At 40.6% G+C, this 23,688-nt stretch carries 22 protein-coding genes; 11 read left to right on the forward strand and 11 right to left on the reverse strand.

Translation table 11 applies throughout. From position 1 onward, the window contains the following. Positions 1-2 precede the first annotated feature (2 nt). Positions 3-662 carry a riboflavin synthase gene (locus tag AWW73_RS02785; protein WP_062848688.1) on the forward strand — a complete coding sequence of 220 codons (660 nt, stop codon included), beginning with the start codon at positions 3-5 and terminating at the stop codon, positions 660-662. 59 nt (positions 663-721) lie between these two features. Here the strand turns inward: AWW73_RS02785 and AWW73_RS02790 are convergent, their stop codons facing one another. The 4 genes from AWW73_RS02790 to AWW73_RS02805 form a co-directional block, all read right to left on the reverse strand. Next, positions 722-940 (reverse strand): hypothetical protein, encoded by a 219-nt coding sequence (locus AWW73_RS02790; RefSeq protein WP_031947153.1) that lies wholly within the window; start codon positions 938-940, stop codon positions 722-724. A 139-nt stretch (positions 941-1,079) separates the two neighbouring features. Beyond that, positions 1,080-1,709 (reverse strand): cell division protein BlhA, encoded by a 630-nt coding sequence (gene blhA, locus AWW73_RS02795; protein ID WP_081409468.1) that lies wholly within the window; start codon positions 1,707-1,709, stop codon positions 1,080-1,082. Positions 1,710-1,747: 38 nt separating this feature from the next. Continuing rightward, positions 1,748-2,155, reverse strand: coding sequence for a DNA polymerase III subunit chi (locus AWW73_RS02800; RefSeq protein WP_057105148.1), 408 nt, complete (start codon positions 2,153-2,155; stop codon positions 1,748-1,750). Beyond that, the gene (locus tag AWW73_RS02805; RefSeq protein WP_031947155.1) at positions 2,148-3,596 is read right to left on the reverse strand and encodes a leucyl aminopeptidase; all 1,449 of its coding nucleotides are present in this window, start codon (positions 3,594-3,596) and stop codon (positions 2,148-2,150) included. The genes AWW73_RS02800 and AWW73_RS02805 overlap by 8 nt, the downstream gene beginning before the upstream one ends. Positions 3,597-3,739: 143 nt before the next feature. Here AWW73_RS02805 and lptF point away from each other — a divergent pair, with 143 nt between their 5' ends. The 4 genes from lptF to AWW73_RS02825 all read left to right on the forward strand — a co-directional run bounded on the left by lptF (position 3,740) and on the right by AWW73_RS02825 (position 8,784). After that, entirely contained in the window at positions 3,740-4,840 is a 1,101-nt protein-coding gene (lptF, locus tag AWW73_RS02810; protein WP_025470533.1) for an LPS export ABC transporter permease LptF, read from the forward strand. Next, positions 4,840-5,910 carry an LPS export ABC transporter permease LptG gene (gene lptG / locus AWW73_RS02815; protein ID WP_016144101.1) on the forward strand — a complete coding sequence of 357 codons (1,071 nt, stop codon included), beginning with the start codon at positions 4,840-4,842 and terminating at the stop codon, positions 5,908-5,910. Before lptF ends, lptG begins: the two co-directional genes overlap by 1 nt. A 126-nt stretch (positions 5,911-6,036) precedes the next feature. Further along, positions 6,037-7,584, forward strand: a complete 1,548-nt coding sequence (gene gpmI / locus AWW73_RS02820; protein WP_016144102.1) for a 2,3-bisphosphoglycerate-independent phosphoglycerate mutase — start codon at positions 6,037-6,039, stop codon at positions 7,582-7,584. Between the two features lie 15 nt (positions 7,585-7,599). Then, complete coding sequence (locus tag AWW73_RS02825; RefSeq protein WP_062848689.1) at positions 7,600-8,784, forward strand: S41 family peptidase; 1,185 nt, start codon at positions 7,600-7,602, stop codon at positions 8,782-8,784. Between the two features lie 3 nt (positions 8,785-8,787). On the opposite strand, the gene AWW73_RS02830 is transcribed toward AWW73_RS02825, so the two are convergent. The 3 genes from AWW73_RS02830 to gacA are packed head-to-tail and all read right to left on the reverse strand — an operon-like array spanning position 8,788 to position 12,439. Then, positions 8,788-10,200: a sigma-54-dependent transcriptional regulator gene (locus tag AWW73_RS02830; RefSeq protein WP_062848690.1), complete on the reverse strand. Its 1,413-nt coding sequence runs from the start codon at positions 10,198-10,200 to the stop codon at positions 8,788-8,790. Positions 10,201-10,224: 24 nt separating this feature from the next. Continuing rightward, complete coding sequence (locus AWW73_RS02835) at positions 10,225-11,793, reverse strand: sensor histidine kinase (protein ID WP_062848691.1); 1,569 nt, start codon at positions 11,791-11,793, stop codon at positions 10,225-10,227. Positions 11,794-11,803: 10 nt separating this feature from the next. Then, positions 11,804-12,439 carry a response regulator transcription factor GacA gene (gacA, locus tag AWW73_RS02840; protein ID WP_002121174.1) on the reverse strand — a complete coding sequence of 212 codons (636 nt, stop codon included), beginning with the start codon at positions 12,437-12,439 and terminating at the stop codon, positions 11,804-11,806. A gap of 212 nt (positions 12,440-12,651) precedes the next feature. Here gacA and pbpG point away from each other — a divergent pair, with 212 nt between their 5' ends. Next, positions 12,652-13,698 (forward strand): D-alanyl-D-alanine endopeptidase PBP7/8, encoded by a 1,047-nt coding sequence (gene pbpG / locus AWW73_RS02845; RefSeq protein ID WP_016144106.1) that lies wholly within the window; start codon positions 12,652-12,654, stop codon positions 13,696-13,698. A 110-nt stretch (positions 13,699-13,808) separates the two neighbouring features. On the opposite strand, the gene thrC is transcribed toward pbpG, so the two are convergent. From thrC to xerD, 4 genes are all read right to left on the reverse strand, one after another. Then, entirely contained in the window at positions 13,809-14,948 is a 1,140-nt protein-coding gene (gene thrC / locus AWW73_RS02850; protein ID WP_002048893.1) for a threonine synthase, read from the reverse strand. A 54-nt stretch (positions 14,949-15,002) separates the two neighbouring features. Next, positions 15,003-16,304 carry a homoserine dehydrogenase gene (locus AWW73_RS02855; protein WP_016142448.1) on the reverse strand — a complete coding sequence of 434 codons (1,302 nt, stop codon included), beginning with the start codon at positions 16,302-16,304 and terminating at the stop codon, positions 15,003-15,005. Positions 16,305-16,548: 244 nt separating this feature from the next. Then, the gene (locus AWW73_RS02860; protein WP_062848692.1) at positions 16,549-17,361 is read right to left on the reverse strand and encodes a DsbC family protein; all 813 of its coding nucleotides are present in this window, start codon (positions 17,359-17,361) and stop codon (positions 16,549-16,551) included. A gap of 135 nt (positions 17,362-17,496) precedes the next feature. Further along, entirely contained in the window at positions 17,497-18,417 is a 921-nt protein-coding gene (xerD, locus tag AWW73_RS02865; protein ID WP_031947160.1) for a site-specific tyrosine recombinase XerD, read from the reverse strand. A 143-nt stretch (positions 18,418-18,560) separates the two neighbouring features. Between xerD and AWW73_RS02870 the strand changes: the two genes are divergently transcribed. The 5 genes from AWW73_RS02870 to ftsW all read left to right on the forward strand — a co-directional run bounded on the left by AWW73_RS02870 (position 18,561) and on the right by ftsW (position 23,671). Beyond that, positions 18,561-18,821 carry a FeoA family protein gene (locus tag AWW73_RS02870; RefSeq protein WP_031946450.1) on the forward strand — a complete coding sequence of 87 codons (261 nt, stop codon included), beginning with the start codon at positions 18,561-18,563 and terminating at the stop codon, positions 18,819-18,821. Next, positions 18,818-20,671, forward strand: coding sequence for a ferrous iron transporter B (feoB, locus tag AWW73_RS02875; protein ID WP_062848693.1), 1,854 nt, complete (start codon positions 18,818-18,820; stop codon positions 20,669-20,671). Before AWW73_RS02870 ends, feoB begins: the two co-directional genes overlap by 4 nt. A gap of 20 nt (positions 20,672-20,691) precedes the next feature. Further along, a complete protein-coding gene (locus tag AWW73_RS02880) occupies positions 20,692-20,943 on the forward strand; it encodes a DUF6587 family protein (protein ID WP_016144111.1) in 252 nt (83 codons plus the stop codon). A gap of 160 nt (positions 20,944-21,103) precedes the next feature. Further along, positions 21,104-22,450, forward strand: coding sequence for a UDP-N-acetylmuramoyl-L-alanine--D-glutamate ligase (murD, locus tag AWW73_RS02885; RefSeq protein WP_062848694.1), 1,347 nt, complete (start codon positions 21,104-21,106; stop codon positions 22,448-22,450). A 24-nt stretch (positions 22,451-22,474) separates the two neighbouring features. Beyond that, positions 22,475-23,671 carry a putative lipid II flippase FtsW gene (gene ftsW / locus AWW73_RS02890; protein ID WP_062848695.1) on the forward strand — a complete coding sequence of 399 codons (1,197 nt, stop codon included), beginning with the start codon at positions 22,475-22,477 and terminating at the stop codon, positions 23,669-23,671. Positions 23,672-23,688: the final 17 nt, after the last annotated feature.

Consider the following 23,688-nt stretch of genomic DNA (forward strand, 5'->3'; position numbering starts at 1 on the left):
CCATGTTTACAGGCATCATTGAAAGTTTAGGAAAAGTTGAAAGCCTGCAAAGTGTAGGTGGCGATGTACGTTTACGGATTCAGACTGATCTGGATATGTCTGATGTACATTTGGGTGACTCGATTGCAACCAATGGTATTTGTCTCACAGTGATTGAATGGGGCGATAACTGGTACGCAGCGGATGTTTCTCGTGAAAGTTTAAATCGAACGACTTTGGGTAACTGGAAAGTTGGGCAACGTGTCAATGTTGAAAAGGCAATGTTACCGACAACGCGCTTTGGCGGGCACATTGTAAGTGGTCACGTTGATGGCGTAGGTGAAATTACCGTAGTACGAGAAGACGCTCGTTCAATCTATTATGAAGTTACAGCACCAGCAGAACTTGCTAAATATTTGGCGGAAAAAGGTTCTGTAACCGTCGATGGAATTAGCTTAACGATTAACCACTTACGTGGAAATATTTTAAGCTTGAATCTGATTCCGCATACCGCAGAACGTACCAATATTGGAACGTGGCAAGTAGGCAGTAAAGTAAATCTTGAAGTTGATGTTTTAGCACGTTATATCGAGCGATTATTGCTGGGCGATAAAACTGCCGAGCAAAAAACCGAGTCAAATATTAGTATGGCTTTTTTAGCTGAGAATGGTTTTTTAAAATAAAAGCTAGTTCATTAAAATAAAAAACCGGACACATGTTCCGGTTTTTTATTTTTGAAAAATTAATGCTTGGTGAGAGTAACTGAATGTGTGCCGACCCAAGCTTTATGATGTTGGGTACGAGTAATCGTAAAGTCCCCTTTTTCTGATGCTCGTGTCAGCAAGATTGAGAGCGAATTAAAGTCGTTATGACTCATATAAAGTTCTTGTGCTGAAAATGTCCATTGCTCGCCTTGATTAAGCTGCTCAAGTTGCTTTGAAATCTGATGCGGAATGTCCATTTCTTACCCTCATTAATTATCTTAAAAACACTACTTTTTATTCTTATAATCATTTGATCTATAAGAATAATATTTGTGTCTATTTTGTGACACATAAGTGTCAGTTTTATGACAAAGAGGCTTTTAAAAGTTTACTTTTCTATTTTTCATCAGAAAACTTAGAATTTTTTAAGATATATTCAATTTCTTCTTGAGCTGCCGACTGTAGTTTGGCTCGGAAAGCCGTTACAGACTCTTCAATTAAGTTCTCAGCTTCAAGTTCTAAACGAATGCGTAAACTTTCAAGCTCAGATAAGATTTGGTCATCAGTAATACTAAGTTTTACGCCAGAAGAGTAATTGACTGCTGGTGTTTCGGGGTTTTTCTGATAACGCGCAGTTTGCTCTGCAACTTCTTGTTCTAACTGACTGCGGATGGTTTGAAGTGCTTCAGTCTGTTCACTAAATTGACGAACTTCATCGGCTTGCAATTCGGCAGCATATGCCGCTTCTAATGCTCGTTTATCAGCAAGTGCTTTCTCTAAAGCAAGCTGACGACGAATACGTGCTTGCTCAATCAGCTCTGCCTTAAGGTCCGCGTAAGCTTTTTCAATTTTTTGCTGTGATTCTAACTGCGCTTTTTCGTCATTTAAAACCCAAAGCTGAATCGGAGTTTGAGGTTCTAATAAGTCGCAAATACGTGCCAGATCTTGTTGATAGGCATGACGGACAGCTTCAGGCGCATTTAACCATCTTTTTTTAAAATCTTGCCCGACATTTAATGCCACCATGCTTCTCCTTTGTTCAACAGTATTTACATTTTAGCGCGTTATAATTTAAAGGTCCGCGGTTCTATACCCAAACGACGATACATTTTAAATTTTTCTCGACCAATTTGCTTGGCTGTTTCATTATTTTCAACAATTTCTATAATGTGGCTAAAATGCTCAACTTGTTCAAGTGCATGATTGTTAAAATTAAATACTAACAAGCCTTGTTCAAGCGGTTGTTTAGCCGAAATACATACAGCAGCTTCAGCTTGATCAATCCCATGCGCAATGAAACTTACAGGGTCGAAATCCCATAATCTTTCATCAAGAGTTTGTTGTAGCTGCACATCTGGGCAATACCACCAGATTTTAGGATGCTTCTGTAAAATCTTTCGGCATAAACGGCAAGCACTATCGACTTGCCGTTCTTCACTGGTTTCAAACAGATAAAAACTAACTTTAGCCATTCGTATTTACACGATTCGCTAAAAATTGCATGAGTAATGGTACTGGACGCCCTGTTGCGCCTTTAGCTGGGCCAGATAACCATGCTGTTCCTGCTACATCTAAATGAGCCCAGCGATACTCGCGTGTAAAGCGTTCAAGGAAACAAGCTGCCGTAATCGCACCGCCGTATGGACCGCCAATGTTTGCAATATCTGCAAATGGTGAATCAAGTAATTCTTGATAATCTTCAATCACTGGCATACGCCATACACGGTCAAATGATTGCTCACCCGCTTGTTGGAGTTCAGCTGCTAAAGCATCATCAGGTGAGAACAAACCACTAAGCACTTTACCTAAAGCGACTACACATGCACCTGTTAAGGTCGCAATATCGACCACAACTGCCGGATTGAAGCGTTTGATATAGGTCAATGTGTCACACAGTACTAAACGGCCTTCTGCATCGGTATTTAAGATTTCAACAGTTTGGCCGCTCATGGTTGTCACAATATCGCCCGGACGAGTTGCTTTACCAGAAGGCATGTTTTCTGCGGCTGCAATTGCTCCAACGACATGAATCGGAAGTTTCGCTTCGCATAGTGCACGAATAGTCCCTAGAACAGAGGCAGCTCCGCACATATCGAATTTCATTTCATCCATGCCGAGGCCTGGTTTTAAAGAAATGCCGCCTGTATCAAAAGTAACGCCTTTACCAACCAGCACAACAGGCGCTTGATCGATTCCAGCTTGGTATTCGAGTGTTACGATACGACCCGGACGTTCAGATCCTTTGCTGACTGCAAGAAAAGCATACATGCCTAAATCAGCCATTTGCTGCTCATTTAAGACAGTAACTTTGAGTAGGTCAGGGAATTCTGCAGCTAAAGCTAATGCTTGTTCTGCTAAATATTCAGGGAAACAAATGTTACCTGGACGGTTTCCGAGGTCACGTGCATACGACTGACCAGACTGTACGGCATGCACTAAAGCCAGTTGTTTTTCATCGAGGCTAGTCGTTGAACTAATTAAATCAACCTGTTGTAACACAAATTCATTTTTTTTCGATTTAAACTCATCATAACCATAAGCTGCTTGAGTTAAGCTTAAAGCGAATAAATAATGGTATTCGACAGGTAACGCAGCAATATCAATCGCGATATGCTTAAATTTATTTTGTGTCGATTTGATAATGGTTTGGGCAAGTTTAGCGAGCTTAACCGCCTGAAGTTCGGTTGTTTTTCCTAAGCCAAGTAATTGGCTATGAGGTTGATTTGAAATCTGACCGAATAAAGGCAGAGTTTCATTGAAGTTGCCTTTGAATTGGGTGGCAGTAAGGACGCTTTCTAGGTTATTGATTTGATATGTGTTGATGTTGCTTTGTAGCTGTTCTGAATCAACTAAAACCCACAAAGATTCATTAGATGTCTGTTCGGGAAAAGTTGTATAAGTTGTAAATTTCATGGCTGCCGTGATTGCCTATAGAAAGTTATGTTGGATTAAAACATTGAAACACTTTCAAGCATAGCGTTGCAATGTGCGGTTTTATATTTTTAACATTCGGGTAAACTAGCACACGTCCCGATTAGCCTTTTGGAAGTATTACTTTGATTATTCGGCGTTATCTCGTCAAGCAAGTTGTCTCTACCTCATTGGTGGTCATTTCTTTACTGACCCTAATCATGATGGGTGGTCGTCTGATCAAATACTTTGGTGTGGCGGCGCAGGGGCGTTTAGATGCCGGTATCTTGTTTAGCATCATTGGATATCGTTTACCTGAATTTTTAACACTCATCTTACCACTGGGTCTTTTCATTGGTTTAATGTTGGTGTTTGGTCGTTTATATGTTGACCATGAAATGGCTGTATTGAATGGTAGTGGTGTAAGCCGTCATCAATTAGCGCGATTACTCATTCCAATGACCCTTGTTTATATGGTGTGTCAGTCTGTGCTGATGCTTTGGATGACGCCGTGGGGACTACGTGAGTTTGAAAAGCTGACAACTACACAAGCAGTGCGTACAGGTTTCGATTTGGTTCGGCCAAGAGAATTTATTTCTTCTGGTCCATATACGATCTATGCAGGTTCATTGTCAGAAGACCGAAAGAATTTGAAAGACATTTTCTTTTATCAGCGTGCTGCTAAAGAAGATAAGCCAGATGTTATGATTTTGGCAAAAGAAGCGACTCGAGTAGAAGTTGCAAATGACACCGCCAATGTCGTTGATTTGGTACAAGGCCGTCGTTATGAAATATTCCCGGGACAACCAAAATATACACAAGCAGAGTTTCAGTCTTATCGTCTACGTTTAGAAAATGACAAAGACGTTAAGTTTGAAAGTGGCGATGTAGAGGCTCTATCAACAACAAAACTTTTTTCAAAAACGAATGATCCAGTCATTAGAAGTGAGTTGGGATGGCGTTTATTTGGGCCATTTACCATTGTTATTGCGTTAATGCTATCAGTGGCATTGTCTGAGGTGAGTCCACGACAAGGCCGTTATTACCGTCTTATTCCGGCGATTTTTATTTTTTCCAGTCTGATCGTATTAATGATTGCAATCAAGACTCGTATTAGTAAAGAAGAACTCGATATTTGGGCTTATCCTGCCGTGTTAGTTGTTTACGGTGTTGCTGCCGCCTTATTCTCACGTAAGCAAAAGTTAGGACCAAAAATCAAGAAACAGATCAAGCGAGTGAAATTATAATGTTAGCACGTCGAATAGTCGCCAAATATGTGACGAAAACCACTGCGCTTGCGATGTTTGGCACCACAGTTGTTTTGTCCATTCTACAGGTCTTATTTACATATCTTGGCGAGTTGGGTGAGCTTAAACCAGACTATAACGCATGGCAGGCTCTCATCTATGTTTTGTGGGGAGCTCCTCGCTATCTCTATGAAATTTTACCTATTTCTGCCTTGATTGGGGCTGTGATTGGGTTAGGTTCATTGGCAACAAGTAGTGAACTCATTGTTATGCGTTCAGTGGGTGTTAGCTTATGGCGTATTGTCGGTTGGGTGATGCGCTCAGCTTTACTGCTTATTATTTTGTCGTTTGCTTTAAGTGAGTGGGTTATCCCTTATACCAATGAAAAAGCACAAAGTGTTAAAAGCCATCGTTCAGTAGCTGCTTTAGGTGAAGTTAAAGGGTATTGGTCCCGTGAAGGGCAGCGCTTTATCTATATCGATTATGCTAATTCGCAGGGTAACTTAAAAGACATTCAAGTGGTCGATTTTGACCAGAACTATTACTTGCAATCATTAATTAATGCTCAGCAAGGACAGTTTATTAAAAATGGTCAGTGGGCTTTGAAAAAAGCTGAACAAATGGACATTTTGGCGGCAGGAAATGCCATCAAAACTGATCATGAAGAACAATCGCTTGCTTTAGCATTACAGCCCAAATATGTGCATATGGTGACTTTAGATCCTGAAGATCTATCACCAAGCCAACTGATTAGCTTTATGCGTTATATGGATGAATATAGTCAGGTGCCAAAGACTTACCAATTGGCTTTCTGGCAAAAAGTTGCTTCGCCATTTTCACTTATCGCGTTAGTACTCGTAGCGTGTTCTTTTATTTTTGGACCATTACGCCAACAATCGATGGGTTTCCGTTTGGTGATCGCATTGTTTATTGGTTTGAGTTTCTATTATTTACAGGACTTTTTGGGCTATGCGAGCTTGGTTTATTCTCCATCTCCAGCATGGTTCGTACTTGTACCTATCTTGTTAATGTTTGGTGCGGGAAGTTATTTGCTTTACCGCGCTCGTTAGTAATAAATGATATTTATGGTTTTCATCAATCGCGGATATTGGTGAAAGCCATAGGAATAAATAGAGTCTTGACCGAAAATTCGGTAAGATATTGTGACGAAATTGTAGACAAAAGAGAAATTGATTATGACGGATGCAACTGCTGGCAAGATCCCTCACGTTCTGGTCATTATGGATGGTGTTGGACACCGTGAAGCGATTGAAGATAATGCTTTTCTTGCAGCAAAAACACCAAATTTGGCGGCAATGAAAGCCAAGCATCCGAATAGTCTAATTTCTGGTTCAGGTGAAGATGTTGGATTGCCTGATGGTCAAATGGGGAACTCTGAAGTCGGCCATATGAATCTTGGGGCTGGCCGTGTGTTATATCAAGACTTTACCCGTATTACTAAAGATATCCGTACTGGTGACTTTTTCAAACACGAAGTGTTGATCGACGCTGTTGAAAAAGCCAAAGCTGCTGGTGGTGCTGTCCATATTATGGGACTACTTTCAGAAGGTGGAGTCCATTCACATGAAGATCATATTGTGGCGATGTGTGAGCTTGCATTAAAACGCGGTGCAAAAGTTTATTTACACGCTTTCCTTGATGGTCGTGATACACCTCCACGCAGTGCTCAACCATCTTTAGAAAAACTAGATGCATTATTTGCTCAATATCCGGGCCAAGGCCGTATCGCAACTATGATTGGTCGCTACTTTGCAATGGACCGTGACAACCGTTGGGATCGTGTTGAGCAAGCTTACCGTTTGTTAACCGAAGGTGAAGCACTTCGTACTGCACAAACTGCAGTTGAAGGGTTAGAGCTAGCTTATGCAGCCAATGAAAATGATGAGTTTGTAAAAGCGACTCGTATTGGTGATATCGCTAAAGTTCAAGATGGTGATAGCGTTGTATTTATGAATTTCCGTGCTGACCGAGCTCGTGAAATTACTCGCGCATTTGTAGAAAAAGACTTTGCTGGTTTTGAACGTAAAGTTGTACCAAACCTTTCTAAATTTGTGATGTTAACGCGTTATCAAGCAAGCATTGATGCACCAGTTGCATATATGCCAGAAGCCCTTAAAAATTCATTGGGCGAATATTTATCTTCTTTAGGTAAAACTCAGTTACGTATTGCCGAAACTGAAAAATATGCGCATGTAACGTTCTTCTTTAGTGGTGGCCGTGAAGATGAATATCCGGGTGAAAAGCGTATTTTAATTCCATCTCCAAACGTTGCGACATATGACCTTAAACCCGAAATGAGTGCTTATGAAGTCACTGATGAGTTAGTTCAAGCAATTAATTCGGGTGAATACGACTTATTAGTTGTGAACTATGCGAATGGCGACATGGTCGGTCATACGGGTGTGTTTGATGCTGCGGTTAAAGCGGTTGAAGCGGTTGATACTTGCTTAGGTCGTGTCTATGAAGCAGTCATGGCGAAAAAAGGCCATATGCTCATTACTGCTGACCATGGTAATGTTGAACAAATGCAAGATTACGAAAGTGGACAAGTACATACTCAACATACAACTGAGCTTGTACCATTTATCTATGTTGGCCCAACACAAGCAACAATTGCAGAAGGTGGTGTGCTTGCAGATGTAGCACCGACAATTCTCAATTTAATGCAGATTCCTGTTCCTGCCGAAATGCAAGGACGTAATCTGATTACACTATCTGCATAAGTTAAAGGTGATTGGATGCTGCAACACATTAAATATAAAAAACTTATTGTAAGTATGTTGCTGTGTTGCAGCCAATTTACTTTTGCAGCGCCAGTTGTAAAAGAAAAAATGTCACCTTTGCACCCTGATTCGGAAGAACCGGAACATAGCTATGCAGAGGTGCCGATTGAATCGATTCAACAGTTTGTGCAAATCTATGGAATCGTTCGAGATAACTATGTTGACGTGAAGTCTGACGATGCCTTGTTTCAACAAGCCATAAAAGGTTTGGTAAGTGGGTTGGATCGTTATTCGCGTTATTTGTCGGCAGAAGAATATCGCCAACTGATTCAATATACCGAAGGTGATCTTGCTTCAGTTGATTTCGCCTTAACCCCTGAATCACATCTCCATAAATGGATGATTCGTGATCTTAAAACAGGTTCTGATTCCTATAAATTAGGTTTGCGAAATGGTCAGACGATTCTCAAAATTGATAACCAAGATTTAAAAAATTTAAACCAAGATCAGGTGCTTGGACTACTTTACGGTTCTATCGGAAGTACACTTCAAGTACAAGCAGAAGAACTCAGCGGAAATATTAACTTAGTCCGTAATAAAAAAATAGAAACCGATATAGAACCTGTAATGTTACATAATCAGGTACTCGTACTAAAAATTAGAGTATTCCAGCAAGACACTGCTAATGAAATTAAAAGATTAATTGAAGAAAATAGCTCTCAACGTTTAAAGGCTGTTTTAATCGATTTGCGAAACAATCCGGGTGGGTTGTTATCGGCAGCGGTTGAGTCGGCAGATTTATTTTTAAATAACGGAATTATTGTTTCAACCAAAAGCCGTTCGGAAGGTAACCAGCAGTTTCAGGCGCTACCGGGCAATGAATTCCAGAATATAAAACTGGGTATATTAATTAATCACCGCTCTGCATCTGCAGCAGAAGTTTTTACTGCGGCCATGAAAGAACACCAACGTGCTTGGGTGATGGGTGAAAAAAGCTATGGAAAAGGCGTAGTACAAAAGCTATTTCCTTTACCAAGTGGAGCAGCTCTACAGATGACCGTTTCACACTACTACACGCCCAATGGCAATATGATTGAAGGGCAGGGTATTCAACCTAACCAGACCTTTCCACTGCCCGCAGAAATGAAAGAAGACGTATATTTAGAGCGCGTTGCAGATTTATTCCTAAAGAGGAAGTAATTTTTATACTTCCTCTCCCATTTCGGTATCTAAGCCAAACTTTTTGAGTCGATAGCGCAAAGAACGGAATGTCATTCCCAGCTTTTTAGCTGCTAAAGTGCGATTCCAATGCGTCATATTTAATGCATTCAGTAAAATATCTTTTTCGATATTTTCTAAGTAGCGTTCTAAACCTTCCATTGGAAATTTTGGATGAGTCTGAACATTTGGTGTTTGATTTAATTGTTTCGTTACGATTTGCGGGCTCACACTACTACCTCTAAGAGGAGGTGCTAAATGTGTTAAATCAATACATTCATCCTCACTTAAAGTAATAGCTCGTTCAATCATATTTCTTAATTCACGCACATTACCCGGAAAGTCTTGCTGTAATAAATAAGTTTCAGCACTCGCCGTTAATTGCTTGTTTGAAATTCCCCATTCCGTACAAACCTTTTGAATAAAATGGTTGGCCAATAGCAAAATATCTCCACCACGGTCACGCAGTGGCGGCAACATAATATCCATAACATGAATACGGAAAAATAAGTCCTGACGGAATTTACCTTGTTGGACTAACAAATCTAAATCTTGGTGACTCGCACTAATTACTCGAAAATCAACATCAATTTCCTGATCAGAACCTACTGGGCGAATTTTTTTCTCTTGTACTGCGCGAAGCAATTTAACTTGCATAGTTAACGGCAATTCGGCAATTTCATCTAAAAATAAACTGCCGCCGTGTGCCGATAAAATAAGACCTTGTTTATCTTGAGTCGCGCCAGTAAAGCTCCCTTTTTTATGCCCGAAAAGTTCACTTTCCATGAGCTCAGTTGGGATTGCTCCACAGTTAATAGCAATAAATGGTCCTTCACTGCGGTTGCTTAAGCGGTGAATAAGATTGGCAACAACTTCTTTACCCGTACCAGACTCGCCTGTAACAAATACAGGCGCTTGGGAGCGGGCTATTTTTTTAATAGCTGTCCGTAAGTTTTGTATAGGTGGTGAACGCCCAATTAATAAGTCATTTTCTAATGTTGTTTCACCAAACTCATGCTCTGGTTTTGGCTGGTTAAGCGCCTTTTTTAACAACTGATCTAAATGAATTTGGTTAATCGGTTTGCTGACAAAATCAAAAGCTCCCGCTTTTAATGCAGCAATTGCAATGTCCATATTTCCGTATGCAGTTAAAACTGCAATGGGGGTGTGGGGGTAAGTTTGAGAAACATGTTTAACCAATTCTAAACCACTACCGTCAGGTAGATTTAAATCGGTCAAGCATGCATCGTAATGAAACTGAGTAAAGAGTTGTTTGGCCTGTTCAACCCGATAAGCAAGATGTGTCTTAATCCCCATTCGTGCAAGAGTCATTTGCATTAACAGGCACAAATCTTCTTCATCGTCTACAAGCAAAACGAGTGGTTGCTGTTCTGCCATTTCCCCAAAAACCTAATAAAAAAATCAATATATTATTGGGCACGCTATTCGGAAGCATGCCCCTTGTTTTTGCTCTACATAAGTGAGCTTTGCATGGTTTGCCTCACAAAAACTATGAGACAAATATAATCCTAAACCAGTTCCATTAATTTCGGTACTAAAAAATGGTTTAAATAATTGAGATATATCACGTTTTGAAACCCCTTCACCGTAATCGATCACATCAATATAAATTTTATTTGTTTGTGAGTGAATATTGATCAGAACATAGGGCGAGTCGGGTGCATTGTGTCGTAAAGCATTTCTAACAAGGTTAATCAGCACTTGTCTGAGCTGCTTTTCATCAAACAATATCTTTAAAGATAAATCAGAGCTTTTAAGCTGGATCGCATGTTTAACATCAGATAAATCTTCATCTAATAACGTTTTTATGAAGTCGTTTAATTCAATCTGGATTGGATATGTTCTTTCACTACGGGCAAGCCCTAACGTGTCTTGAACAATACTATCAATGCGTTTGGTTTGCTTGCCAATCATACGGCGTAAAGTATTTTGTTGTTCTAAATCACTGTCTTTAAGTAGTTCATTTGCTTGCACAATCGCTGCAAGAGGATTACGGATTTCATGGGCAATACTTGCTGAGAGTTGCCCTAAAGCGGCAAGTTTGAGTTGTTGAGCTTGCTGATTAATTTGCTGCGCATCTTGTAAAATGAGTAGCGTCAACGCTTGTTGTGGTACTAAAAGATGCTGCACTTTAATATTAATAGAGTAGGCCGAAAGCCGAGACTCAAAAATAAATCGGTCACCTTCTTTTAGGTTATCAAACTTAAGAATTTCAAATAAGTCAGCATGCCATTTAGCTAAGGGATATTTTTCACTGGCAAATTGAGGTGGAATCCCTAAAAGTGAACATGCTGCTGGGTTGCTTAAAACAATGTTGTAGTTTTCATCTAGAACTAAATAGCCCTCTTCAATTTGTTCCAAAATATAGCGGTTAATATTTTGTAATTGATAGAGTTCTATTGATTGGTGGAAAGTCAGTGCCTCAAGTAACTTAAAGCGCTGGACCGCAATTTGTCCGATGCCGTGTACCACGAAAAACAAGAAAGCCAATAAGGCGCTGTTACCAATCGTATTTAAATTATTGTAGTCAAATAAACTGCCAACGAAGCGTTGGTAAATAACCGCAATAACTGCAAGTAATGTAATGACCAGCGACATTCTTGCGCTAAGTAAAATTGCTGAAGTAAATATGGCAATAACATAGAGCAAGCTGAGTTGTAAATTTGGTTCACCTACAGAAAATGTAAGTAAACTCAGACAGATAATATCAACTACAAAAAATAAAATGAGCTGCTTTGTTGCCTGAGTGGCAATAAACTTAAAGCATAAAAGTTGAAGAAGGCTTAAGAGCGAATAGCCGAGTAGTGTATAAGAATATAAAGCGGGTTGTTGTAGACTAGTGTCAATTTGAGCATCGGTTAAAACCAAAATAATATTCAGGCTAACCGCAATAATAAGGCGATATAAACCATACCACGTGCCCAAACGAAATATCGTATGGGACAAGGATGAGTTTATGGGAAATTGCATGTAAGTCTGATTAAGGTTTGATCAGACCGTAACGAATCGCAAGATGAGTTAGTTTAACGTCACTATCAATGGCTAGCTTTTCAAAAATACGGTAGCGGTAAGTATTCACTGTTTTGACACTTACAAAAAGTTTGTCTGCAATTTCTTGAGCGCTAATACAATTTACAACCATCATTGCAACTTGCATTTCACGTTCAGAGAGAGAATCAAAAGGTGATTGCTGAGTATCGGATAAATATGAGCTCGCTAACTGCTCAGCAATATCGGCACTAAAGTATTTGCCACCTTGCATCACTTTATTGATTGCACGAACCATTTCTGTAATTGGAGCACCTTTGGTGATGTAACCTTTAGCTCCTGCTTTAAGCAAAAGAGAAGGGTAAGGTTCTTCTGCTAAACCACTGACTGCAATCACTTTTGTATCTGGTGCAGTTTGCAGCAAACGACGTGTTGTTTCTACGCCCCCGATGCCTGGCATGTTGACATCAAGTAGCACAACTTGAGGATGTTTCTGACGAACAATAGCAATTGCTTCTTCACCCGATTCGGCTTGTCCAATGACCTCTACATCGGCATGATCTTCTAACATACGGCAGATGCCTGTACGTACAAGTTCATGGTCATCCACAACTAAAACTGTAATCAAGAAGACCTCCTTTCTTTCAAAAAACAAGTTTTTTGTTACATAAAGCAAAATTAGCTTGCAATGGAATGACAAAATTAGCAATCCTATTCTTATATAGTGAGCGAATAGTTGTGCACAATTGTGTCGGTAAAAGCGTTATACCTTATACCTCAAATGTAAGGCATAATTATAGTAAGCGCAAATGTGTATCACCCTGAGTCGAGTATTGTGCCGTGAAAAATTCTAAAAAGTCTTTAATGCATGTGCTAAGCATGTCTATTTTGCTTAGTTTGAGTTCAACAAGCTTTGCAGAACTCGTCAATAACCCGTCCTCAGGGAATAGTGGTACTGCAAGCTTAAATTGGTCTTCAGCTGATGCTAGCCAATTTTTAAATGATGAAGATGATGAACCTACTCCGCAAGGTTCAACATCGGTAACCACAACTTTACGTGGTAGTAGCGCACCGAAAATTGTAGCATCTGCACCTAGAGTTGCTCCAATCCGTGATACGTCTGGTTACAATGCCCAGCCGAGTGTAAGCGCTCGAGCTGCACTTGTAATGGACGCGCAAACTGGTGAAGTGCTCTACAGTAAAAATACTAACGCTTCTGTGCCAATTGCATCTATTACAAAAGTGATGACAGCGGTTGTAACGGCGGATGCCCGTTTAAACATGTCTGAAGAAATTACACTTGAGCAAATTGACTTTGCTGGGGCTGGTGGGAAAAACTCAAGTTCAACACTTCGTGTTGGCGACAAGATGAACCGTGCAGAAGTTCTTCTGTTTGCTTTAATGAAATCTGAAAACCCTGCAGCAGCTGCCTTAGCCCGTACTTATCCAGGTGGTCGTCCTGCATTCGTAGCTGCAATGAATGCTAAAGCTCGTGCTTTGGGTATGAATTCGACTCATTACTATGAATCAACTGGTCTAGATCCACGTAATGTATCTTCGGCACGTGATTTAGGTATTTTGGTAAGTACCGCATCTCAATATGGTTTGATTCGTCAATTCTCAACTACACCGACTTATGACTTTAATTTGGGTTATCGTGTATTGAAATCTAATAATACCAATGCCCTAGTGCGTAATGGCGGTTGGAACATTAACCTGTCAAAAACTGGATATATTAATGAAGCAGGTCGCTGTGTTGTGATGCACACGACTGTAAACTCGCGTCCGGCAGTTATTGTATTGCTGGGCGAGCCAAGTACACAGGCACGTAATAATGATGCAACTAACTTATTGGGTTGGTTAAGTAATTTACCAAAACGTATTTAAGCTCAATATTCTAAAAAACGCTTCTATCAAGAAGCGTTTTTTTTATGGCGTTTAAAATTTTTCCATAAAAAAACGGCTGTGTTGAACAGCCGTTTTTGAAAAATCAGATCTTACATATTAGATAAAATCGAATCTTTTACTTGGTCCATTGTTGCATCAATTGACAACATAACCGCATCAGCACATTGTTTGATTGCAGTATCAGGATCTTTCAAACCATTACCAGTTACTGTACATACAATTACAGAACCTTCAGCAATTTTACCCGCTTTAATATCGCGAATCGCACCACCAATAGAAGCAGCAGATGCAGGTTCAACAAATACGCCTTCATACATAGAAAGTAAGCGTTGAGCTTCTAAAATTTCGCTGTCTTGAAGTTCATCAAACCAGCCTTTAGAGTCACGTACTACAGCTTTTGCATGGTTCCAGCTTTGTGGGTTACCAATACGGATTGCAGTTGCAACTGTTTCAGGGCTTTCAACTGGAGCACCGCGTAAGAATGGAGCTGCGCCAGAAGCTTGGTAACCTACCATGGTTGGTAAACCTTCTGGTTTTGGACCAGTGAATTGATCAGTAGCTGCATCATAAATCACTTGTTCAAACTGATCAGCAGGTTGGTTTGCTACAGCTTCGGTATAACCCATCCAGTGAGCGGTGATGTTACCTGCGTTACCTACAGGTAAGCAGTGGTAATCAGGTGCACGGCCTAAAGCTTCAACGATTTCATAAGCAATGGTTTTTTGACCTTGCAAACGGTAAGGGTTGATTGAGTTTACAATCGTTACAGGCGCTTGATCAGCGACTTCTTTTACAAGACGCATACCATCATCGAAGTTACCACGAATTTGCATAGTGATCGCACCATACATCATCGCTTGTGCCATTTTACCCATCGCAATTTTACCTTCTGGAATCAAAACAAATGCTTTGATACCTGCACGTGCGGCATAGGCAGCAGCAGCAGCAGAAGTGTTACCAGTAGAAGCACAGATAATCGCTTTAGAGCCTTCTTCAACCGCTTTGGTTACAGCCATGGTCATACCACGGTCTTTAAATGAACCAGTTGGGTTTAAGCCCTCGTATTTCACATAAATTTCAACATCTTTGCCAATAATACGTGGAATATTCTCAAGTTTAATGAGTGGGGTGTTGCCTTCACCCAAAGAGATAGCACGAGTAGTTGCCGAAACTGGCAAACGGTCACGATAACGATCTACAAGACCAGTATAACGATTGGCATTAGACATGATGGTGTTCCAATTAGAGGTGAAGCGGGAGAGGGAATCTTTCCCTCAACCTGATTAACTATCGAGCGATTCTAAACGAATTCTTACGATTTCGCCACGAATTGCAGGTAATGCTTGGATTTGTGCAAGAGCATCATCCATTTTAGATTCAACGATTGGATCGGTCAGAATCACGATTGGAATAAGGTCTTTTAAACGAGATTGTTGCATAATCGCATCAATACTAATTCCAGCGCGACTTAAGATGGTCGTCACATCTGCTAGTACGCCAGTTTGGTCTTCTGCATTTAAGCGAATATAATAACCTGTGGTCATTTCTTCACGGCTTAAAATAGGCACATTGGTTAATGCTTCAAAAGCCAACTGAGGAATTGTTCCTGCGCCGTCTTCGGTGTAAGAGATGTCGCGAACAATATCAATAACATCGGCAACAACCGCAGAAGCTGTAGGACCTGCGCCTGCGCCTGCGCCGTAATAGAGTGTTGGACCTACGGCATTGGCTTGAACTAAAACAGCATTTTTAACGCCGTTTACATTCGCAATAAGCTGTTCATCTGGAATAAGTGTTGGGTGAACACGTAACTCAATACCTTTTTCAGCACGACGTGCAATACCGAGATGTTTAATGCGGAAACCAAGATCTTCTGCATATTTCACATCTTGTGCAGTAATTTTGCTGATACCTTCGGTATAAACCTTATCAAATTGAAGAGGAATACCAAACGCACAAGACGCTAAAATTGTAAGCTTATGCGCAGCATCAATACCCTCAACGTCAAAAGTTGGGTCTGCTTCTGCATAACCGAGTTCTTGAGCTTCTTTTAATACATCATCAAATGCACGACCTTTCTCACGCATTTCAGTCAGAATAAAGTTACCTGTACCATTAATAATACCTGCCAACCATTCGATATGGTTTGCAGCTAGACCTTCACGGATAACTTTAATAATTGGAATACCGCCAGCAACTGCTGCTTCATAAGCAATTTGCACAGCATTGTCTTCTGCTGCTTTAAATAATTCATTGCCATGTTCAGCGAGTAGTGCTTTGTTTGCAGTCACGACTTGTTTGCCGTGTTTGATCGCTTCCATAATAATTTCGTAAGCAGGGTGGATCCCACCCATAACTTCTACAACTACATCAACGTCTGGTTGACGAACGATGTCAAGTAAATCGGCGCTTTGTTTAATCCCTTCCAATTCAAGATCAGGACGAGGGCGGCGGGTTCCAACGTGGGTAATTTGAATTTCTCGACCGGTGCGACGTTTAATTTCAGCGGCATTTTCTTGTAGTAGTTTAAGGGCTCCTCCACCTACGGTTCCTAAACCGAGTATTGCCAGGCGAACTGGTTTCACGTCACACTCCATATCATCATTTAATCATTTAGTTGAAGCTAGATCATAGCTAAAAAAAACGCCAGACTCTAGCGCTTTTAGTGCTCGTTCAATGAATTAGAGTGCGATGTTTGGAAAAGAAGAGTAGATCAGTCTTTAAACAGAGGTTGGTTAAATATTAATTCTTGGAAAAACAAAGCGCTGCAGTAAGAGCAGCGCTTTTTAAAAGTGATAGATGATTAATCATTCATCAACTTAAAGGGTGTTATTTATCCAGACGTTTAATTAATTCATCTGGTGTTAGGTATCCACCTAAGTACTCACCATCCACATTGTAAATCGCTGGTGTTCCATTTACACCCATGTTTAAACCAAGTTGATATTGTTCTCGAACAGGGTTTTTACATTGAGCAGGTGGGATATTGATACCTTGTACGGCTTGGTTAAAGGCAGCTTTACGATCTGTACTACACCATACAGCTTCCATAGTCGGCATAAACTGTTCACCGCGTGGCCAAGCGATATAGCGTACCTCAATCCCTTTTTCATTAATTTCAGGTAAATGCTCATGTAGCTTATGGCAATAAGGACAGCTTGCATCAGTAAATACATAGATCACGTGTTTAGCCTTACCTTTAGCTGGGTAGACAATCAAATCTTCATTTTTTAAAGCCGCAAGGTGCTTTTTATTTTCCGATGCTTGGAGGCTATCACCAATATTGTGAAGTTCTTTACCGCCTAAACGGATCACATCGCCTTGAACTAAATATTTCCCATCACTGGTTGTATAAACCGATGTCATGCCTTCGAGATTTACCCAATATAGATTAGGAACTTCAGTTGGCTTGATATCTAAAATTTTGACATTGATGTTTGCATTCTTAAATTGTTTTTGCAAAGTCTCAATTAAACGCTGTTTGGCATTGCGTTCAATAATGGTTGAAGCTTCCCCAGTAGCAGGTGCGGTCGCAGTGAGCGCATCTTCTTTTTGTGGTTTGTTTTCTTTAGAACAAGCACTGAATAACAGGCTAGAAGCCAACGCACAGGCAAGAAAAAGTTGAGATCGGGTAAAAGACATAGATAACCCTTATTTCATCAGTATTTATAGTCAGAAGCTGCTAAGCATAACAAAAAATCTAGCGTGTATTGTTAAAACTTTCTTAACCTTTGTGAACGAAATCAAGTGATTGTTAGGCGTATTTCAAATAATAAGTTAACCTCTAGGGTGATGTTTTTCATGCAATTGTTGCATTCTTACTTGTGCCACATGGGTGTAAATTTGCGTAGTGGATAAGTCGCTATGACCTAGTAACATTTGTACTACGCGTAGGTCCGCACCGTGATTGAGCAAGTGTGTTGCAAAGGCGTGACGTAAGGTGTGAGGCGAAAGTTCAGCTTGAATATTGGCTTGTAAGGCGTAACGCTTAATGGCATACCAGAAGTTTTGACGACTCATAATTCCGCCATGTTGAGTTAAAAAGAGATAGTCCGTCGCGCTTTTGTAGAGTTGAGGCCGAGCATCATGCAAGTAACGTTCTACCCATTCACAAGCAAACTGTCCTAACGGGACCAAACGCTCTTTATTACCTTTACCGGTAATTCGTAAATAACCTTGTTTTAAATTAATGAGTTCTAGGCGTAAGTTAAGTAGTTCTGAAACACGTAAACCGCAGGCATAAAGTACTTCAAACATTGCCCGATCACGTAAACCGAGTGCCGTATCAATATCAGGAGCCTGAATCAGTGCTTCGACATCTTCCTCTGATAGATCTTTGGGTAAGGCTCTGCCAATTTTTGGAGAATGATGGGTTGCTACAGGATTATCACTTCGTAGTTTCTGTTCACGTAAAAATTTGTAAAACTGGCGTAGGGCAGATAAGCAGCGGGCGATCGAACGCGGGCTTTTTCCGACTTTAGTCAACTCAATCAAAACATCTGCAATATCATCACTTGTCCACTCTGGAAGAGCCGATTTTTTATGAAGATCGCTGCATTGAATAAGGTCGGATAAATAAGCGTTACGTGTATGTGGACTGACTGTCTGAGCAACCAGATAGTCGCGAAAACCTTGTAAAAAGCTTAAATGTTCAGGAATTTGAACAGGGCTTGGAATACGCGGTTTTTTATTCAACATACACTAGATCCTCTAAACTTCTGTACTGTAAAAGAAACTTTAAGGTTTGTCGATTAAACTGAATAAGAAGTGAAATTTAACCTTATTTGGTAATTATTCTCATTTATATGTATACTATTAAAAAAGGTTTAGGATCGGATGCGGTGCGTTTATCAGCTTTAAAAGTGAAGCAAGCGGCGACCATCACCAAAGTGAATCGGATAGAAGTAGAGTCCGAACAAGATTTGGTCGCAATTCGTTTGGAAAGTCTGGGTTTTGTACCAGGCACACGAGTGGAAGTGATCACCAAGGGTATTTTTGGTGGTGATCCGATCTTGATCCAAATTGGCTTTACTCGCTTCGCTTTACGTAAAGCAGAAGCGGAAAAAATTGAAATTCAAATAGAAGAAGGAGTACCCGCATGAGTGATGCGTTACGTATTGCCCTTGTGGGAAACCCTAACTGTGGTAAAACCTCTCTTTTTAACCATTTAACTGGAACTCGACAAAAAGTTGCAAACTATGCGGGTGTAACGGTTGAGCGTAAGGTTGGTCATTTTCAGTTGCCTTCAGGCCGAGCAGTACGTGTACTTGATTTACCGGGTACCTATAGTCTTAATGCGACCAGTCCTGATGAAGCTATTACCCGTGACGTTTGTTTAGGTCAAATTGCAGAAGAAGGTCAGCAAGATGCTTTCTTATGTGTGGTTGATGCCACTAATTTAAAATTGCATCTAGGACTGGTGCTCGAAATGATCGAGCTAGGTCGTCCGATTTTACTTGTACTGAATATGATGGATGAAGCGCGTCGTCGTGGCATCCAAATTAATACTCAAAAGCTCTCCCAGCGTTTGGGTGTGCCCGTTGTTGAAACTGTTGCCGTCCGTAATGCGGGTATTGAAAATTTATTACATGCTCTTGATCAAGAAAAATACAGTGTGCCACAGACTGAACTTAGTGGTTTAACTGGGACTCATCATCAAAAAATCGATATGATTTTTAAAGATGTGGTTCATTATGTTGATCAGGGAGATAAGCGTACTGATTTTCTAGATCGAATTTTCTTACATCCAGTTTTAGGTCTACTTAGCCTTGCTATCATGATGTTTATTGTGTTCCAAGCAGTTTTTGCATGGGCAGCTCCCTTCATGGATGGCATCGAAGGCTTCTTCGGTTGGCTGGGTGAAGTCATAGGAAGTGTGATTACACAGCCACTACTGCATAGTTTGGTGGTTGACGGAATTATCGCGGGTGCTGGTGGCGTAGTGGTGTTCTTGCCACAAATTTTGATCTTGTTCTTCTTCATTTTAGTACTCGAAGAATCAGGTTATTTACCGCGTGCAGCATTTTTGCTTGATAAATTAATGTTCCAAGCTGGCTTAAGTGGCCGTGCTTTCATTCCTTTACTTTCAAGCTTTGCTTGCGCAGTACCGGGAATTATGGCAACGCGTAGTATTAGTGACCCTCGTGATCGTTTTACGACCATTATGGTTGCACCTTTAATGACTTGTTCGGCACGTTTACCTGTATATGCCTTGCTGATTGCTGCATTTATTCCAGAGAAAATAGTATGGGGTATTTTCAACCTACAAGGTTTGGTACTTTTCGGTCTGTATATGGCTGGTATAGTGAGTGCGCTTTGTGTTTCATTTTTAATGAAGTTTTTGCAAAAAGATAAGTCACAGCATGCTTTACTGTTAGAGCTACCAAGTTATCGCTTCCCTGATTTAAAAAGTGTGGGAATCGGTTTGTTGGATCGTGCAAAGATCTTCTTGAAACGCGTTGGTGGAATTATTTTTGCGCTCTCTATTTTGCTCTGGTTTTTGTGTACTTTCCCACAACCGCCAGAAGGAGCGACATTACCTGCTATAGATTATAGTTTTGCGGGTATGCTTGGGCATCTTATCCAACCTTTATTTGCTCCGGTTGGTTTTAACTGGCAAATCTGTATTGCTTTAATTCCTGCGATGGCAGCTCGTGAAGTTGTGGTGGCTGCATTAGGTACGGTTTATGCCTTGTCTGCAACAGATGACGATGCTGTGGCACAAGGTCTGTCGCATCTGATTAGTGCAGATGGAACAGGTTGGTCTTTGGCAACAGGTTTATCACTTTTAGTATGGTTCATTTATGCCCCACATTGTTTGGCAACATTAGCAACGGTACGCCGTGAAACAGGTTCATGGAAACATGTTGCAGCTATGACTGCATATCTGTTTGGTTTAGCTTATTTTGCATCGTTTGTTACCTATCAAATTGCTTCCCACTACTGGGGTTAAAGCAATAAAGGAGGTTGTATATGGTTCAATATCTGATCATTGCGGTTTTAGTGATTTGGAGTGCTGTATTTGTTTTTAAGAAAGTATTTCCAAAAACAGCAAACTCAGTCTTTTCTTCACTCTCTCTATTTTGCGAAAAGCAAGGTTGGACGACTTTGGCAAAATGGCTTAAACCAAAAATGACCTTTGGTTGTGCTGGAGGTTGTGGCTGTTCAAGCGAAGATAAACCTAGCAATACAGTTCAAGAAATTAAGCCAATTAAATGGCAGTAAATTCACCATTTCTTGTTTCGTTTAAAAAGCCATCATATTGATGGCTTTTTTACGCACTGACACAAAAAAAGATGAATAAAGTTCAAACTGAAAAAGCATTCAAAACAGCAAAGTGCTAACATTTTTGCCATTCTGTCGATTGATAAATTGTGGGGCAAAAATGTTAATACAACGTGGTGGGTTAAAAGTTGTTGCAGGCTTGGGAATCTCAGGCGTTTCTGCTGTAAATTTCCTGCATGAACAAGGCTACCAAGTTGCAGTAACAGACTCTCGTCTTACGCCGCCGGGGCATGATCAGATTCCGGCGGGAGTAAAGACAAGTTTCGGTCAACTTGACCAAGAATTATTATTACAAGCAGAAGAAATTATTTTAAGCCCGGGCCTTGCACCACAATTACCAGAAATTCAGGCCGCTATTGCTCAGGGGATATCGGTAGTAGGGGATATTCAATTATTACGCCGTGCAACTGATATGCCTATTGTTGCGATCACTGGCTCTAATGCGAAAAGTACAGTAACGACCTTAATTGGCTTAATGGCTAAAGATGCAGGTAAGAAAGTTGCTGTGGGTGGCAATCTTGGACGCCCAGCTCTAGATTTATTAAAAGATCAACCTGAATTAATTATACTTGAGCTATCAAGTTTTCAGTTGGAAACCACGTCTCACTTGAATGCTGAAGTTGCTGTGGTTCTAAATATGAGTGAAGACCATTTAGACCGTCACGGCAATATGTTGGGTTACCATCAAGCAAAGCACCGTATTTTCCAAGGTGTTAAAAAAGTAGTATTTAACCGTGATGATGCTTTAAGCCGTCCTCTTGTTCCAGATACAACACCAATGCAAAGCTTTGGTTTAAATGCACCAGATTTAAATCAATATGGTGTTTTAAGAGATGGTGATGGCACGCTTTGGCTTGCACGCGGTTTGCAGCGTTTAATTAAAAGCTCGGATTTATATATTCAAGGCATGCACAACGTAGCTAACGCTTTAGCTTGCCTAGCATTAGGTGAAGCAATTGGTCTGCCTATGGAATCGATGCTTGAGACTTTAAAAAAATTTAAAGGATTAGAGCATCGTTGTGAGTATGTGAGAACTGTACATGATGTACGTTATTACAATGATTCCAAGGGCACCAACGTTGGTGCTACGCTTGCAGCGATTGATGGTTTAGGCGCTGCAATTGAGGTTAAAAAAGGTAAGGTTGCCCTGATTTTAGGTGGACAAGGTAAAGGTCAAGATTTTGCTCCATTGCGTTCTTCTATCGAAAAATATGGCAAAGTTGTGGTATTGATTGGTGAGGATGCTCCGGTTATTGAACAAGCCATTCAAGGTGCAACCAAAATTTTACATGCAGCAACGCTTAAAGAAGCTGTAGAGCTGTCTCAACGTGAAACACAAGCTGAAGATGTGGTGTTGTTATCACCAGCATGTGCAAGTTTTGATATGTTTAAAAGTTATAATGATCGTGGTCAGCAGTTTGTTGCCTGCGTCAATTCGTTGGTTTAAAGAAAACATGATTAGGAATGTAGTATGGCAGGCTTAGCTCAGACCACAATCCAGAAAATCAATCATTGGTATGAACGGATATTGCCTAAATGGCCAGCGGAAGTGACGCCACGTAATGTCCTGATTTTCTGTGTCGTTGCATTATTGTGTATCGGTTCAGTGATGGTTGCATCTGCTTCGATGCCCTATGCTGAATATATGCATGAAAACCCGTTTCACTATGTGATTCGTCATGGTATTTCGATTGTCGCTGCAGGTGTAGTGGCTTATTTGACCTATCGGATATCACTTAATACGTGGTTTAAAAATACCTTTCCGCTGTGGCTATTAACCATGGTTCTGTTGCTTGCTGCTTTGGTGGTGGGTTCGGAAGTCAACGGATCTACGCGTTGGATTAAGATTGGTGGCTTTACCTTGCAGCCAACCGAGGTTGCCAAAGTCATGATGGCAATTTTTACCGCAGACTACGTTGTACGCCGTGCCAAAGAGGTTCGTACTCATTGGAAAGGCTTATTGCGTTTAAGTGGGGTTATGGCAATCACAGTCGGTTTGATTATTGCTGAGCCTGACCTAGGGGCAACGGTCGTTATTGTCATGATGATGGTTGGGGTGTTCTTTTTAGCTGGTGCGCCTCCAACTCAGTTCTTAATCATGCTTGGTGCGATTGTCACGGGTATTGTGTTTTTGATCTTATTTGAACCCTACCGTTTCCAACGTTTGATTTCGTTTACCGACCCATGGGCAGATCCGTTAGGTGTGGGTTATCAGTTATCAAATGCCTTAATGGCTTTTGGTCGAGGTGAATGGTTTGGTACAGGCTTGGGGCATAGTGTACAAAAACTATCTTATTTACCTGAAGCGCATACTGACTTTATGTTGGCAGTGTTAGGTGAAGAGTTTGGTTTCATAGGGATTTCCATTGTCATTGCTTTGTCTTTCTTGATGCTAGCATGTTGTATCAAAATTGGTCACCGTGCTTTGAAACATCATTACCTTCGCGCAGGCTATTTAGCTTACGGTATTAGCATTATTTTCTTGCTCCAGATCTTGGTAAATGCAGGCATGAATATGGGCTTGATGCCGACTAAAGGTTTGACTTTGCCATTCATTAGTTATGGTGGTACGTCTTTAATGATGTGTGCTGCGATGATTAGCTTAATCTTAAAGATTGATGCTTCAACCCAAGAAGTCAACCCAGAACGAGAAGAGTCGAACTTCTAATTGAGTATTTAGAAGTT

The sequence above is a fragment of the Acinetobacter lactucae genome (genome assembly GCF_001605885.1).
GTDB classification, from domain to species: Bacteria; Pseudomonadota; Gammaproteobacteria; order Pseudomonadales; family Moraxellaceae; genus Acinetobacter; species Acinetobacter lactucae.

Coding starts and splice junctions, on each gene's coding strand:
- AWW73_RS02785 (WP_062848688.1), top strand. CDS start 3: ATGTTTACAGGCATCATTGAAAGTTTAGGAAAAGTTGAAAGCCTGCAA.
- AWW73_RS02790 (WP_031947153.1), bottom strand. CDS start 940: ATGGACATTCCGCATCAGATTTCAAAGCAACTTGAGCAGCTTAATCAA.
- blhA (WP_081409468.1), bottom strand. CDS start 1,709: ATGGTGGCATTAAATGTCGGGCAAGATTTTAAAAAAAGATGGTTAAAT.
- AWW73_RS02800 (WP_057105148.1), bottom strand. CDS start 2,155: ATGGCTAAAGTTAGTTTTTATCTGTTTGAAACCAGTGAAGAACGGCAA.
- AWW73_RS02805 (WP_031947155.1), bottom strand. CDS start 3,596: ATGAAATTTACAACTTATACAACTTTTCCCGAACAGACATCTAATGAA.
- lptG (WP_016144101.1), top strand. CDS start 4,840: ATGTTAGCACGTCGAATAGTCGCCAAATATGTGACGAAAACCACTGCG.
- gpmI (WP_016144102.1), top strand. CDS start 6,037: ATGACGGATGCAACTGCTGGCAAGATCCCTCACGTTCTGGTCATTATG.
- AWW73_RS02825 (WP_062848689.1), top strand. CDS start 7,600: ATGCTGCAACACATTAAATATAAAAAACTTATTGTAAGTATGTTGCTG.
- AWW73_RS02830 (WP_062848690.1), bottom strand. CDS start 10,200: ATGGCAGAACAGCAACCACTCGTTTTGCTTGTAGACGATGAAGAAGAT.
- AWW73_RS02835 (WP_062848691.1), bottom strand. CDS start 11,793: ATGCAATTTCCCATAAACTCATCCTTGTCCCATACGATATTTCGTTTG.
- thrC (WP_002048893.1), bottom strand. CDS start 14,948: ATGTCTAATGCCAATCGTTATACTGGTCTTGTAGATCGTTATCGTGAC.
- AWW73_RS02860 (WP_062848692.1), bottom strand. CDS start 17,361: ATGTCTTTTACCCGATCTCAACTTTTTCTTGCCTGTGCGTTGGCTTCT.
- xerD (WP_031947160.1), bottom strand. CDS start 18,417: ATGTTGAATAAAAAACCGCGTATTCCAAGCCCTGTTCAAATTCCTGAA.
- feoB (WP_062848693.1), top strand. CDS start 18,818: ATGAGTGATGCGTTACGTATTGCCCTTGTGGGAAACCCTAACTGTGGT.
- AWW73_RS02880 (WP_016144111.1), top strand. CDS start 20,692: ATGGTTCAATATCTGATCATTGCGGTTTTAGTGATTTGGAGTGCTGTA.
- murD (WP_062848694.1), top strand. CDS start 21,104: ATGTTAATACAACGTGGTGGGTTAAAAGTTGTTGCAGGCTTGGGAATC.
- ftsW (WP_062848695.1), top strand. CDS start 22,475: ATGGCAGGCTTAGCTCAGACCACAATCCAGAAAATCAATCATTGGTAT.